Annotated in this window: 11 protein-coding genes; 7 read left to right on the top strand and 4 right to left on the bottom strand. The window is 40.3% G+C overall.

Annotated elements, in window-relative coordinates; all coding sequences use genetic code 11:
• Positions 1 to 399 precede the first annotated feature (399 nt).
• Both GKS34_RS19045 and GKS34_RS19040 read left to right on the top strand, forming a co-directional pair.
• A complete protein-coding gene (locus tag GKS34_RS19045; protein ID WP_163386571.1) occupies positions 400 to 1062 on the top strand; it encodes a hypothetical protein in 663 nt (220 codons plus the stop codon).
• Positions 1063 to 1843: 781 nt separating this feature from the next.
• Entirely contained in the window at positions 1844 to 2284 is a 441-nt protein-coding gene (locus GKS34_RS19040; RefSeq protein WP_163386570.1) for a DUF4231 domain-containing protein, read from the top strand.
• Between the two features lie 221 nt (positions 2285 to 2505).
• Here GKS34_RS19040 and GKS34_RS19035 read toward each other — a convergent pair whose 3' ends face one another.
• Positions 2506 to 3201, bottom strand: coding sequence for a TVP38/TMEM64 family protein (locus GKS34_RS19035; RefSeq protein WP_163386569.1), 696 nt, complete (start codon positions 3199 to 3201; stop codon positions 2506 to 2508).
• Between the two features lie 325 nt (positions 3202 to 3526).
• On the opposite strand from GKS34_RS19035, the gene GKS34_RS19030 reads away from it, so the two are divergent.
• Positions 3527 to 4825, top strand: coding sequence for a glycoside hydrolase family protein (locus GKS34_RS19030; RefSeq protein WP_240459367.1), 1299 nt, complete (start codon positions 3527 to 3529; stop codon positions 4823 to 4825).
• A 183-nt stretch (positions 4826 to 5008) separates the two neighbouring features.
• A complete protein-coding gene (locus GKS34_RS19025) occupies positions 5009 to 6313 on the top strand; it encodes an amidohydrolase family protein (RefSeq protein ID WP_163386568.1) in 1305 nt (434 codons plus the stop codon).
• Positions 6314 to 6753: 440 nt separating this feature from the next.
• On the opposite strand, the gene GKS34_RS19020 is transcribed toward GKS34_RS19025, so the two are convergent.
• The 3 genes from GKS34_RS19020 to GKS34_RS19010 form a co-directional block, all read right to left on the bottom strand.
• Positions 6754 to 8034 carry a hypothetical protein gene (locus GKS34_RS19020; protein ID WP_163386567.1) on the bottom strand — a complete coding sequence of 427 codons (1281 nt, stop codon included), beginning with the start codon at positions 8032 to 8034 and terminating at the stop codon, positions 6754 to 6756.
• Between the two features lie 515 nt (positions 8035 to 8549).
• Complete coding sequence (locus tag GKS34_RS19015; RefSeq protein ID WP_163386566.1) at positions 8550 to 9023, bottom strand: hypothetical protein; 474 nt, start codon at positions 9021 to 9023, stop codon at positions 8550 to 8552.
• A gap of 790 nt (positions 9024 to 9813) precedes the next feature.
• Positions 9814 to 10650, bottom strand: coding sequence for a toll/interleukin-1 receptor domain-containing protein (locus tag GKS34_RS19010; RefSeq protein WP_163386565.1), 837 nt, complete (start codon positions 10648 to 10650; stop codon positions 9814 to 9816).
• Positions 10651 to 11336: 686 nt separating this feature from the next.
• Between GKS34_RS19010 and GKS34_RS19005 the strand changes: the two genes are divergently transcribed.
• From GKS34_RS19005 to GKS34_RS23825, 3 genes are all read left to right on the top strand, one after another.
• A complete protein-coding gene (locus GKS34_RS19005; RefSeq protein ID WP_163386564.1) occupies positions 11337 to 12500 on the top strand; it encodes a hypothetical protein in 1164 nt (387 codons plus the stop codon).
• 185 nt (positions 12501 to 12685) lie between these two features.
• Positions 12686 to 14323 carry a type I restriction-modification system subunit M gene (locus GKS34_RS19000; RefSeq protein ID WP_240459366.1) on the top strand — a complete coding sequence of 546 codons (1638 nt, stop codon included), beginning with the start codon at positions 12686 to 12688 and terminating at the stop codon, positions 14321 to 14323.
• A 75-nt stretch (positions 14324 to 14398) separates the two neighbouring features.
• Positions 14399 to 15055 carry a hypothetical protein gene (locus GKS34_RS23825; RefSeq protein ID WP_240459365.1) on the top strand — a complete coding sequence of 219 codons (657 nt, stop codon included), beginning with the start codon at positions 14399 to 14401 and terminating at the stop codon, positions 15053 to 15055.
• Positions 15056 to 15057: the final 2 nt, after the last annotated feature.

The following is a 15057-nucleotide window of genomic DNA, read 5'->3' as shown; positions in this document are numbered from 1 at the left end:
TCCCATATGGGCCAGACATCGGGCATAGTTGGTGAGGGTACTTTGGCTTTTCCCGGAAATGGTTATCGATCTTCGGAGCCTTTTGAGCTGTAAATCAAAGCCCGGTACATTTTCACAGGCTCTTTCAATGATAGATTGCTTTTTTTTTCATAGCTTAAAATGTTTAATAGTTACGATAAGTCTAATGTAGGAAGAAACGGCAATAACTGCCGGCTTCCTGCCTTAGCAGGATTCGTTCAACATTGTGTATACGCCATTTGTAATTGTCACTCCTTTTGCAAATTAGGGCCAGGCCTATTTGATTGGGCAATTGCTGAGCAAAAGCCTCGCCAATAAGCGGCGAATACACATGGCCGTTGTGCCTCATGCAGAAGAAAAATCAATTCGATGATATAATAAATGAATAAAAGTAATTACAATCATAAAACGAGATTATCAGCAACTGTAATTGCGATTCTCCTGGGTATGTCTGGATTTTTTAATCATGGACTATTTGAAGTTTTACAAGGAAATAAGGCTACCAATGGTTTTTATATTGAAGCAATTGGAGAAACACACAGGTTTTGGCTTTATGGAACAGAAGGTGCTTTTACCCTAATTCCAAATTTTTTGATCACTGGTATCTTCACCATGCTTGTTAGTTGTGCAATTATTATTTGGGCCATTAAGTTCATTCAAACAAAACATGGGGCAACGATTTTTCTATTGCTCATGATATTATTGACTTTAGTAGGGGGTGGACTTGGACATATCGTACTATTTCTGCCCACTTGGGCCTATGCAACCATGATAAACAAGCCATTAGATTGGTGGGAAATAAAATTATCTGAAAGTGTACGGAAGGTACTGGCGAGGATGTGGATGCCAATGCTGGTATTAACATCTTTATCTTGGCTGATAGTAATGGAATTGGGAATTTTTGGTCTTGTTCCCAATCAAACTAACCCTGAAATAATATTGAATATAACATTTGGCTTTGTTCTATTAACCGTATTGCTTGCTAATCTTACTTTCATTTCTGGATTTGCGAGGGATATTGAAGAGCGTTCATTTCAAGTTTAGTTCTTTTATATGAAGAACTAGGCGATTCTAAATGATTGATAAGCTAAAATTTAAAATTGATGATTAAACTGAATCTGAATAATATGCACGAAATACAACAATAATTAAGCGGCATTAAAACGATCGTTTACAAGGGCCGTTGGGTATTATTTAAAAATGGAACCCTTAAAAAATGTATTCAACAGCTACCTTGAGGAAATCACATTTATCGAAGGAGAGCTCCGGACAGTCGATCTGCTTTAAGTGGTTTTGAAGAAGCGCATACACTTGATTCCGAAAAAATCGTAACTTTACAAATGCGGGGCGCAGCGGAAACAGGCTCTGGTGGCGACCAACCTATCAGGAATATCCCAGCCGACCGAAATGATTAAAGGGCCGTCATAAGCCCCATATCTTACAATTATTTTGGGAGTAATATCTCTTAAAAAATACGCGGTCTAAATTTACCCTACTGTCAGATAATATTGGAGCTATTACATTTTAATGTTTTTTCAAGTTTAAAGGTTGGTATGGATCAGGTCCATTTGTCTTTTTTGGATGGACTCGATGGGAACCACGAAACACCCGCCTTTCATTGCAGAGCAGACTACCTATTGAATCCTATTCCGATATTGCCGGGATACTCCTCAGTCAAAACACCGGTAACACATGGTCCTGATCCTGAGGGGTTAATCACTTTTTTATGTTAAAATAAAGTGTTATATTGACGTAGGACTACCTGTCAAATAAATGGGACCATGGACTTTAGCCGTACCCGGGCAATCATAATCTTTCAACCATCATGGCAGCAATTGATTTTCTCAAATCTGAATTAGACTCTCAAATCGAACGCTTTGAAAAGGAATCTACAAAGCACAAAAGGATGTACAGATGGATAAAGAACACCACATTCATTCTTGCTGGAGTGTCTACGGTGTTAGCCGGAATAGCCGTTGGATCAGAAACAAGTCAGTATTATTTAACTATTGGAATTTTAGTGACAACGGCCGCCATTAGCATTTTAAATTCAATTGAGGGTCTGCGAAAGCCAGGTGAGCTATGGATAATGGAAAGAAATTTATTCAATGCGCTTAAAGATCTGAAGCGGGATATGGAGTTTGATTTGGAAGAAAATAAGGGCGCTATACCCGTTTCTGATTACTTTGATAAAATGCAATCCTTATTAAATTCTGCCGGTGAAAAGTGGATCCAAAAGGTTGGAAATAGAAATAAAAACCAGTAGGGATCTGCTAACATTAATAAATTCAATAAATACCCCTCTAATCAAACCGATAGTCTCGGTGATATTCAGATAGGTACCTGGTTTCCTTTAAAAGAGGCTGATTTTGAGGCTGAAATTTACCTACGGGTCAGCCAAAGTTAAGCGGGATACGAACTTGATGGAATTCTGATTAATCGGGTAAATTATTGAACTGGGAAAGAATGGACGTTTGGGGATCCAGCCTACGATTTCAATTTCTGTTTTCTTTTTCGATCCCACCAGACGTAGGCAATAAAACCCAGCAAACTGATCGCTCCAACCCATACCAAGCCACCTTTCAGTCGATCCGTATTTTCCCCCAGAAAGGCGGTGACGGCCGTAAGCGGGGCTATTCCCAACATGGTGCTGCCGATAAATTTCCAGTAGCCCATGCGCAACATACCCGCAATGATGCTGATGGCATCGTTAGATAGAAAGGGAGACACCCGGGTTACAATTACGGCCCAGAAGCCATAATCTTCCAGAAATTTGGATATTTTTTTTTCCGTTTTTTCGCCTAGAAGACTGTCGATAACCGGGGTTCCAAATTTTACCCCGATTCCATAACCGATGGAGGACGCGATAAAAATGGCCACAAGGATGATTCCTGCGCCGGCCCAGGGGCCGTAGGCGACTACGGTAACAACCATCAATAGAAAGGAGGGAACCACAAATAAAAACATCTGCAAGGTCATTGCGGTTACAATGACTAAGGGTCCCCAATAATCAAATTGCCCCACCCAATCGGAAATTCTTTCTTTATCCTGGCTGCGAAGCACCTCCCAGGCTTCGGTAAAAAACTCCTGAACCGAGTCATTTAGGAAATAAAGAGTGATCAGCGTTCCGAAAAAAAGAATGGTAAGAATATAAGGCCAAACAGCAGTTTTATTTTTGGACATACAGTAAAAGTTAATGGCAAAAACAGTTTTTCTACCAACATAGATTGTACCGAAAATACTCATTTTCAGAAAAAAAGGAAAATTTTTGGGTGTATGCCTGGTGGCCCTGATTCATCTGCTTTTTCCACTTGTTCCCTAATGCTTTTTCCGGGAGGTTATTTTTCCTGCCAGGCCCTTTGCAGATTTTTATTATCCGCCAAAGATGGTTATTTTTCCGTTCCTTGTAGAAGTAACTTCTTTACGTAGATCCGGTATTGGTTTGCATTATTTGCGTAACGGTCGTATTGATCCAACTTAATTTTATTCTGTCGAAAAATAACTTCCTATGTTGACGCGTAACCATTTTCGTTGGGTATTGTATTGCTGCCTGACGCATTTCCTTTTTGGTTTCCAAAGCTTTGCTATGGGCAGTGGCGGACCCGAAATACCCCAAACAATAAACCCTAACTCTTTTGAAGGATCGGATACCGAGCGCATCCTCCAGGCCATAGAAGCCGCAAAGAAAAGTGTCCACGTGGTGCGCATTCCTAAGGAAAATGCCAATGGAACGGCAGTATGGATGATTGATAGTGCGCTGTTGTTGCCCAGCAATATGACGCTGATATTGGACAATTGCACCTTGCAACTTTCTGATAGGAGTAGGGATAACCTGTTTCGCTCTGACAATGTAGGGGCAGGCATTACCGACTCGGTTTGGAACGAAAACATACGAATTTACGGAATTGGCAATGCGGTACTTAAAGGGGCGGTCAATCCACGGGCAACTGGTGACGGTGCCAGGACGCTTAGCCTGAATCCACAAGCCGAGCAGGAAAAGGGAAATTGGCGGGTAAGTTACGGAAGCGATGCTGGAAAACCTGGTTTGAAGCAAACCGGCGACTGGCGGAACATTATGGTGCTGATAGGGTATGTCCGGGACTTCAGCCTAAAAAATGTTCGTTTCGAAAATGCCCATGGCTGGACCATTAGTTTTGAGCGAACCGTGGGAATTGACCTATCCGATGTGACCATTTTCAATGAAGAGTTTGTGACGGTGGATGGGCAGCAAAGGATGACGGCCAATAAGGATGGGATTAACCTGAGACAGGGTTGTAAAAACGTTCGGATCGATCATATATCCGGTCTGACAGGAGATGATTTTATAGCGCTTTCTAATTTGGATACCGCCCCGGATATTCCCAAGCAAAATGGAGATATTAACGGGAGTATGGTGACAGCCAGTCGCTGGTACGGAACGGAAGATGATATCGAGCAGGTGGTGATTACGAATATCTCCTGTAAAAACCGGTACCGTGCGGTGGCGATACGGGCCAGCGACCGGGCAGGAATCCATCATATCTACATTAGCGGGGTGATTTTCAGAGCCAGGGAGGATCGATATGAAGCCCTGCTGATTGGAGGGAGGGGTTATGGAGAAGAATCGCTGCCGGGTAAAATTCATACCATTCAGGCCATGAACATCATGGGAAATGGCCAATCCCTGGTAAGGATACAGGCAAAAGTAGCGAACTGTCATTTTTTGAATGGTATGTATACGGGGGTAAACGAACATGCTACCTTGTATGAGGTTGACCCTCGGGAGACCAGCAATGTGACCGAAAATACCTGGTTAAAAGTCAGGTGAGCGATAATTTCCCCCTTTGTTTCGAACCCATGACTCAACGAAGGACGCAATTGAACAAATAGGGGTACCGATCTCCTTTTCCGGTTCAAAGCCACTTCCCATTTCTTGTTTTGTTCGATAAGGATGAATACATTTAGAAGACTCAATAGAACTTGTCATTGAAAAAATACGAAACCAATAAGAATGGTGAAACTATCGAAAAATATTGTTTTTTTGCTGAGCCTCAGTTTTTTATTTCTGACTAAGCTGGCTTTGGCGCAAAACCCCTCCCTTTTAGAGGTAAACCCACCCGAAGGGCCATCAGACGATCGGGTCAGCGCGATTGTAAATGTTCGTCTGATAGATGGGCTGGGAGGGCCGCCGTTGGAGAATGCGGTCGTGCTGATCAAAGGCAATCGCATATGGGAAGCAGGTTCTGAAGACCAGTTAGCCGTTCCTGTCGGAGCTGAAATAACAGATGGTACCGGAATGAGCCTACTGCCGGGTCTAATGGATTCGCATTTACATAATGTTAACAACAACAAGGCATTACATGCTATTCTTACCAATGGAGTGACGACTGTCCGGGATCCGGGACACCCCTTTCGGTTTTACCAGTCCCTCCATTTTGCACAGACCAAAATGCCCCGGGTGTACCTGACCGGAGCACATCTGGACGGGTATCCGGGGGTCTATCTGGATCAGGCCTCACTGATTCGGGGTACCGATCATATTCGAACGCTGATTCGGGATTATGTCACACAGGGAGGGTCGGGCATAAAAATCTATTTCCGGCTTCCGTTGAAGTATTATGAAACGGTGCTACAGACGGCCGATTTTTACCGCATCCCCGTAGTGGCACATTTGGAGCTGGTGGATGCGGACGATGCCATCATGGCAGGGCTTCAGGGGATCGAACACATTACCTCCTTCGGTACCTCCCTGGCCGATCCGGAAGACGCAGTGGAATTCCGGGAAGCGGTGCGGGAAAACAGTAGTTACAGAAGGGACGGCAGGTATCGCCTGTGGTCAAAGATCGATTTGTCCGCTGACCGGGTGAAAGAGGTGCTGGCTCTGGCAGTGAAAAATAAAGTGGTACTATCACCCACCCTGACCACCTTTGAAAGGCAATTTGGCGACGAGGCGTATCAGGCAAAGGCGTTCCAAAATATGCTTGATTTCGTTGGGATGGCGCATCAGGCAGGAGTCACGGTGGTTACCGGTTCCCACAATTCCGGTAAATACGCCCAACCCGGCCTTGCCTATCAGCGGGAGATGGAGCTATTGGTTGCTGCAGGTATGACGCCGCTGGAGGCCATTTCCAGCAGCACCCTTCAAAACGCCCGTTATTTCCGTACCCAGGACCGCCTGGGCAGTATTGAGCCCGGCAAGCTGGCCGATCTGATCCTGGTGGAAGGCGACCCCTCCGTAGATATCAAAGCCATGTACGCCATCAGAAAAGTCATGCTCAACGGGGAATGGGTGGATAGGGAGGAAGTGGTGGAATAACAGATAATTCGAATTAGCGCAATGATTTTTTCGTCACAGAGGACCCAAAGAGCCACAGAGGGCGCAAAGATTATGGATTAATTTAGGTGGACCCTGAGCGGAGTCGAAGGGTCGTATTGCTATCCATTTTTCTGTCAGACCTAATAGGTATTTGACTCTCGACCAATCAGACGATGTAACAATGCCTATTAGGCTAGCTCAACGGCTCTTGTCCCGTAACACGTGACCGTCCCTTTGGAAATTTCCGGAGGGGTTTTTTGAAAAAAAAAAAATCAACCCCAATGAAAAAATTGCCACCGAGGTTGAGGCCAGGTCCACTTATTTAATTGTAGAGAGTGTTCTTGTCTGTGGATGTGTTCGGCGATGCGAGAATCTAAAGATGGTGCACGATCAAATTTCACTTTGCGATTTATAATATGTTGCCAGTAGTTTTTATAAGATTATTTAAAAATATTAAGTTTTTCAGTATGCTGTTTGGACTTCGCACCATCTATAGTAAAATTATCAATGGACGCTTTATCTCTATTATAAATTAAATTGTATCCTCTCCCTTTATACCTGTACAAGCCTTTCAATAATTTTATTCCTTTATTTGTAGCACCTCCGAGTGCTGTAAGGACACCTATTAAAACTCCCAATATTGGTTCTGCATTTACAATATTACTACCGATACCTCCTCCCAATCCTCCATAAGATAAACTGATTAGAACATCCAAACCATTGTTGTTTTTTGCTGGATTATTTTTTTTATCAAATTTTATAATTTCCGTTTTAAATTTTTTTTGGGCATTTTCCAACACCTCTGCGCTTCCACCTTCGATATAATCTAAATTAGCTTGAATGAATTCATTATGAGCATGACATAGGTCATTTCCACTTCTTAAAGCCCGAATAAAACTATTGTCAATTCGAATTTTTTCAGGAATTCTAAAATTCAATTTGCGAAAGTTACAATCTGACTCTAGTGGTTCAACAATTTTATCTAAAAATAGATTGCTGGCTATACTATTGACTTGAACATCATCTTTTTCAAAAGTATCGTCATTGAGGCACATAGCAAAATTGTAGTGATAGGCTCTGTTAGCCATTTTCATCAACTCATATTTATGTTTACTAGATTTTACAATCTTTTCCCATTTATCTCGAGGCCCATTACTATCCTTATGAACTATTTCCCTGAAATTTTCTGCTATAGATTTATAGCTATTTAAATCTATAGAAAGATTGAGATCTTTCGGGTTCTGTATTAGTAATTCATCCATTAACTGAATAAACCCTTGGCTTAAATCAAATTTTGGCCACTTTATGAAATATTCACCTATATCTCTATCCAGCTTTTGAACAGCAATCTTCCATCCCTTTATTTTTTTGAATTCAACAAATGTCCTATTGTCCTGTTCAACCATATTTTCAACCATAGCAAACAATGACTCATTTCTACTCAATATGTTTATATAGTCATTTTCAATCATTGAAAAAAGAGGGGAATTTTCATAATGAAAAGGCTCTTTTGATTCTTTGCTTATGGATAATAATGCTCTTCTGAAAATTGGTGAGTTGACTATGTATCCATCATTAATTAGGATTTTGGGATTATGCGAAAATATTAGCTGAGATATTAGGATTTCATTTAATGTTCGAATATTTAAATAGTTCCTGTTTTGATTTGAAATTACTCTGTCATCGAAAGAACCTAAATATGTAATTTGATGGTTTTGCATTTGTTTCGAAATTACTGGTAATTAGTGGAAAACCGCAATATTTTGCGCTTACTTCCCTTATGGCCTTACGTTGAATCCCCTTAAATTAAAAAAATATCCTGTATATTCAACTAGATTTTCCATTTTTATCCAAGACAGTTGCCTAATGGATATTACCAAAACAAAACGCGAAATCCATGGTCAAATAATCGGTCCTTGTGGTCCCTAAGCGAAGCCGAAGGCTCACACATGGATAACTCAGCAGGCAGAGCAGCGGTCTTCAAAACCGCGGGCCGGAGGTTCGAACTCTTCTCCATGTGCAACCTTTATAGATGGAGAAAGGGTCCAGCCCGCACACGTGCAGACCACCCCTTCGGAATTTTCCGGAGGATTTTTCTGCCCAATCATTTTGTTCAAGGATAGGTGTTAGTGCGGATAATTGAATCACAAAATATTTAACGAAACACAAAGTCCATTAGACTTTCCATAGAGTGTAGCAGTTGGCAATAATTTTGCGCAGTCGGGAGTAGGGTTTATTATAGGACTTTTAAAAAATTAATAATAAGTATAAATAGCCAAACAATCAATAAGATTATTGGATAGCCATAACAGGGTAAACGACCTAGTTGAACACTGATCTTCTTTCCATAAGGACTTGGATATCCTTTAAAACCAAAATTTTCATACATTTTTTTTAAATCATTAATGGCCTGAAAGGCTCCTAATACTCCTAAAAATCCAATAATGCTAATAAATATTCCAATTGCAGGTATTATGATCGTTAATCTTTGGTCATTGACATAATTTTCAGTTTCTGTTTTCAAGAAAAGAGCTGTGAATAGAAAGCCTTGTATGGCCAACATCCAAGTCAGCCTAAAATTGATTAATTTATTTTCACGATCAATTTGATCCGTTGTATATTCATAAAATGCCCTTTTTTCATTGCTAAAATCCTCAATAAATGGATTAGCTAATTCATTTTTCTTATCGATAGATTTATTTGTTTTCATAATAATATAAATTGATTCATATATACATATACGATATTATTTGTCAATCATAATTTTTAAATATTTCCTGATAACGGATAATATATAGCGAGCAGCAGTTCCAGGTGGCGTTTTTATCCCCCGAAAAAGAAAGTTAAAGCATTCGACAATAAACAATTTTACTACTTTGCTCGACTTTTGCTTTAATGTTTGTTTGGATCTATCATAGGCAGCTGTTATCGAAGATACTAATTTATTCCAACATTTGAATCTCTCTTGACCATTACCGCAATAAAGAAGTCTGATTAGAACTTATCGGGCAAATCGAAGAAGAGCTCGCCGAATTCACCGCCGCATTTGAAGCACTTAAACAAAGCCAAAAAGTAAACTATTCTAAGATGGCAGCAAAGCACGAAAACATGTTCACGGAACCGGAATTTGACTTTCATATTTGATAGCATATATCGTAAGGTTAAGCCTCATTTGCTGGATAATCACCTCGATGTTATGAGCCGGTTTAAAGTCAAAAGCGAAATATCCAAAAGCCCATTAACGGGAACATACCGAGGGGCGGAGCCTACGGCCCTGGGCCTGAAGTAACAAAAGCGGGCAAAGCCCGCAATATGGAGCTCCGCATGCGCTACGCAGTACAAAGCGCTTTAGGCGCAGCTTGGTTAAAAAAAATCCCATTCCTTCGCAAAATCCAAACGAATCAAATATGAGCTGGTCGAAAATCACAAACAAATGCAAAAAACCATGGCAATGGTGGATGCACAAGCTATTTTGTGAACGATGGAAGCTTTGGTAATAACTAATTAATGATAGGAGAAATAACTGATAACAATTTGGTTTCCCACCCATTATCATACATTTTTAACCAATGTATTTTATCAAATTCACTAGGTGGTTGACATTTATCAATTAAAATTGGAATAATATATCGCTTTCCCAATACTTTGTATTCATAATTTTCTAAGGCCATTCTCATTTCTTTATTTTTATAGCCATCTCTAATTAATGATTTGGATGATAGGAACACTAAAACAAAGTCTGAAGCTTTCATTGCTGCTTTTATTTTCGATTCCCAATCATCACCAGGAAGTAAGTCTTTGTCGTCGTACCATGTCAAAACTCCATTTTCATTCAATAAACTCATTACGTTTTCAACTACAGTTTTATCTTCTTTTGCATATGATAAAAATGCTAGATTTAGAGGTAAGATTACTTGTTTGTTTATAATTGGAAGTTCTCCAATACTAAAATATTTACCAGTTCCAGGAATTTTATACTTTATTTTTACATGCCCGGGTTTTTCAGCTAGGACTTCCAATTCAAAAGCATGAGGAATGGGCTTATTATTCTGAAGTCCGATTCCACCAATTTCATTCTCCATTATTCTAACTTCCTCAATTTCGGCTATAACTATGTTAAGGATAATATCTTTGAGATCATTAAAATCTATTTTTTTCTCATTATTTGTTTTAATCTGGTAAATCTTATTTTTTTCAAAAGGCAAGAATGGGAATGAAATTTTGTGTTCATTTAAATCACGGTAAGTAAAAGGAATTCTACCAATTACATTAGATTTATTTTTAAGAAACACCTGAATATCCTTCCCTAAGTATTTCGTAATGTCAAATTTTTCCATTTGGTGTTTTAAGATCTACAATTGATGTTAATTTTTAACTATCCTTTCCCTCCAGTTGCAGCTATTTGGCTTTCTGCGACAGAAGTTTATTTCCTGAAATTAAAAAATAATCGAACTAAAAAAAACTAGGATTTTAATTTTTAGGACGAGACATCCCCCAATCATCCCATCATCAAACCATCCCATCACCAAATCATCGGTCCCTGAGCGAAGTCGAAGGAAAGGCTGTCACACACCCACCACCCTAAAGCCGCCATTTTCGCCTAACTCCACTGGGAAAACATGGCCCGTTAAGAAGACGAATCCTGCGTACGCCTCCAGGTAGACGGCAAACTCGCCCGCAAACCCACCCGTCCGATAGCTTACCTGGGAAACAGCGAATGAAAGGAGTTTCAAAATCAGAAGGACATGGTGGAGGGGCTATTCGACACTTAAAATTCATAAAACTAATTTTGATTTTCTGATTTTTTAATTCATATTGACGAACAAATAATTTTTTGTATCAGAATTTTTAAAATGATTCGATCCGTTAAAATTTGGTCCAAACTGAGCAAATATAAGGTTGTCCTTTCAGAAAAAATTATACCCACATTTTTGAGGGTGAAATCATTCCTTACCTCTAACATTCATTCAAGCCTTGGCTTTCGATATTTAAATTGTTTATTGGTAACAAACGCCTAATAATTATGAAAAATTCAGTATTAATTATTTTTATTTTTTTTATTTCCTTTGGCCTCAAGGCTCAATATAAAAATATCTCATTTGAAAAATCAAATGCTCGAAATCTAAAAATTCACCAGATTGATTTTAGAGAATTTAGTACCCTAATCCATTTTCAATATACAAATGAAAATTCTGGTTTGATATGTGCGGAAGAGGATTTTTACATACAGGATAAGGAAACATTAAAAAAATATAAATTGCTCAATAGCCTAAATCTGCCAATCTGCGATAAAGCACACCAATTTGATAAATTGGGCCAGATTCATAACTATACCTTAGAATTTGAAAGGGTGCCAGATGAAATTAAAAAATTTGACATTATCGAAAATTCGGAAAATGGGTTCAAGTTTTATGGAGTAAAAATCGATAATTCAAAGGAGCAGGCGAACGTGATTGACGTTACCTCTTTTATAAACGATACGCCGGTAAAGGAATATGGTATCTATTATAAAGATGGCGATCCGGTATTTTACTATAATCATAAGGGAATAACCGTTGCAGTTATGCTTACATATAACCAAAATTACGGTAAATATTATCAGGCAAATATTATGGTAAAAAATCTGTCTGGGAGAGAATTTAATTTTGATCCAAATCAAATAACTGCAATTATGCAAAAAAATGATAAGGTTTATGAGCCTGAAGTACTTTCATATGAAGAATACATGAAAAAAGTAAAACGGCAACAAAATTGGAATGCCTTTGCTGTCGCTTTTAGCGAAAGTATGTCGGCCAACCAAGCTGCTTATTCATCATCATCAAGCTCCACCACCAGTTCAGGTTACTCAAATACAACGGGTTCAGCCTCTGGCTATGTAGGAGATACATATGGTAGTATTTACGGAAGTAGTTCTACTTACGGGTCATCATATAGCACAACATACTCACAAAATTATGACGGACAGGCAGCCTACTTAGCTCAACAAAACGCTAATAAAAACATATCAAACTATCAAGCAAACCAGTATTCGATTAAACAAACGATTAGTGAAGGATATTTAAGGCTTAATACTATTCACAACGAAACAGAGTATATCGGATATGTAAATATCGAATATGAGAAGAAGATAGAAGAAATTGTTTTATCTGTTCCTGTAAATGGAACAACATATACATTTACTTGGTAATTGGAATAGGTAGTTTTTTTTCAGGATAAATAAATTGAAATAAAAAGAACTTAGGCCAAAGAGCTGGTGGGCAATTATCGCACCTATCGTTTGCTGAGTATGCAAGTTTATATCATAAAAGTTTGAATAATATGTTTTTTTAGTTTAAATAAAAAGTCAAATACCCAAAGCTTATTAATTATACAATGAACCAATCCCTACACAATAGATTAGTATCCTTCATCTGGTCCATCGCCGACGATTGCCTGAGGGATGTATATGTCCGGGGGAAATATCGGGATGTCATTCTTCCCATGGTCGTTTTGCGCAGGCTGGATGCCTTGCTAGAGCCGACCAAGGATGCAGTTATGGAAGAGTTGGCCTTCCAACGAGATGAAGCGGGTTTTAGGGAATGGGACGAAACCGGGTTGAGAGATGCCAGCGGCTATGTATTTTACAATACCAGCGAATGGACCTTGCAACGGCTCCACGATACGGCCTCCAACAGCCAGCAAATTTTGCAGGCAAACGTCGAGGATTACCTGAATGGTTTTAGCCCGAATGTGAAGGAAATCATCGACAAATTCAAACTAAAAAGTCAAATCCGGCACATGGCTTCCAAGGACGTGCTCTTGGATGTGTTGGAAAAGTTTACCTCCCCCTACATCAATTTGAAGCCCTTTGAGAAGGAGGATCCGGAGGGGAGGAGGCTGCCACCCCTCTCTAATCTGGGCATGGGCTACGTGTTTGAAGAACTGATCCGTAAGTTCAACGAAGAAAACAACGAAGAAGCGGGGGAGCACTTTACGCCACGGGAGGTGATCGACCTCATGACGCACATCGTTTTTGACCCGATCAAGGACCAATTGCCCCCGGTCATGACCATTTACGATCCGGCCTGTGGATCGGGGGGCATGCTGACGGAATCGCAGAATTTCATCAAAGATGAAAAAGGAGCCATTCGGGCCATGGGTGACGTGTACTTGTACGGCAAGGAAATCAATGACGAGACCTACGCCATCTGCAAGTCGGACATGATGATCAAAGGCAACAATCCCGAAAACATCCGGGTAGGGTCCACCCTTTCCACGGATGAATTTTCCGGACAGACCTTCGATTTTATGCTCTCCAATCCGCCTTATGGAAAATCCTGGGCTAGTGAGGTAAAGTACATTAAGGATGGAGGGGCCATTATTGACCCGCGTTTTTTAGTGAACCTAACAGATTACTGGGGCAATACCGAGGAAGCAGATGCCACGCCACGTTCCTCTGACGGCCAATTGCTCTTCCTGATGGAGATGGTCAATAAAATGAAGGATTTGAGCCAGAGCTCCCTGGGTTCTCGCATCGCCTCGGTACACAATGGCTCCAGCTTGTTTACAGGCGATGCCGGTGGCGGCGAAAGCAATATCCGAAGACACATCATCGAAAATGATTGGCTGGACTGCATCATTCAGTTGCCCAATAACTTGTTTTACAACACGGGCATCACCACTTATATCTGGATCCTATGCAATAGCAAGGAAGCCAAGCGGAAAGGAAAAGTGCTGTTGATTGATGCTTCACAGCGCTTTGCCAAACTGCGTAAAAACCTGGGCAACAAGAACTGTGAATTGACGGCTTCACACATCCAAGAAATACAGGAAGCCTATTCCAACTTTGAGACCATTGAAAGAGATGGTGAGGATGGCTTGGCGGCCAAAGTATTTAACAACTCTGATTTTGGATATTATAAAGTAACCATCGATCGACCTGCCAGATTGAAAGCTCAATTTACGACAGAAAGAATTGCTGACTTGCGTTTTGATAAAACCCTCAAAGATCCGATGCTATGGGCTTATTAGACCTATGGCGAAAAAGTATATTCCGAACTTAAGTCAGTAGAAAAAGAAATATTGGATTGGTGCGAGAAAAACGACTTGGATCTAAATGCCAAGAAACGCAAAGCACTCACCTCCGCTGCCACTTGGAAAAAGCAAAAGGAGCTATTAGAAACTGCCCAACAGCTATTGGAGGCTATTGGCACAGAAGAACACAGCGATTTTAATGTGTTTGCCAAATTAGTGGATGATGAACTACTTGCCCTGAGCAAGGTCGAAGGGAACGCCAGCAAAAGCAAGCTATCTGCCTCCGAGAAAAATGCCATCCTACAAACGGTAAGCTGGTATGACGAAACAGCCGAAAAGGTGATTAAGAAAAGGCAAAAGCTAATCGGCGACAAGCTCGAGCAACTTTTACATCATTTGGATTGTACAGTCTCACAACTGCCGGATTATGGCTACTACCCCAGCGGAAAGCCGAATGAATACATTATCTACGAAAACCAAACTGACCTGCGGGATAGTGAAAGCGTGCCCTTGTCAGTAGGCATACACGACTATTTCTTGCGGGAGGTAAAACCCCATGTAAACGAATCCTGGATTGACCTGGACAAGACCAAAATTGGTTATGAAATCAGTTTTAACAAGTATTTCTACCAGCACAAACCGCAGCGTTCCATCGAAGAAGTAAGCCAGGAAATTTTTGCATTGGAACAGGAAAATGAAGGTTTGATTATGGATATTTTAAACCTGTAGCA

Source organism: Cyclobacterium jeungdonense, from assembly GCF_010994275.1.
GTDB classification, from domain to species: Bacteria; Bacteroidota; Bacteroidia; order Cytophagales; family Cyclobacteriaceae; genus Cyclobacterium; species Cyclobacterium jeungdonense.
This window is presented reverse-complemented; position numbering and strand designations above follow the sequence as displayed.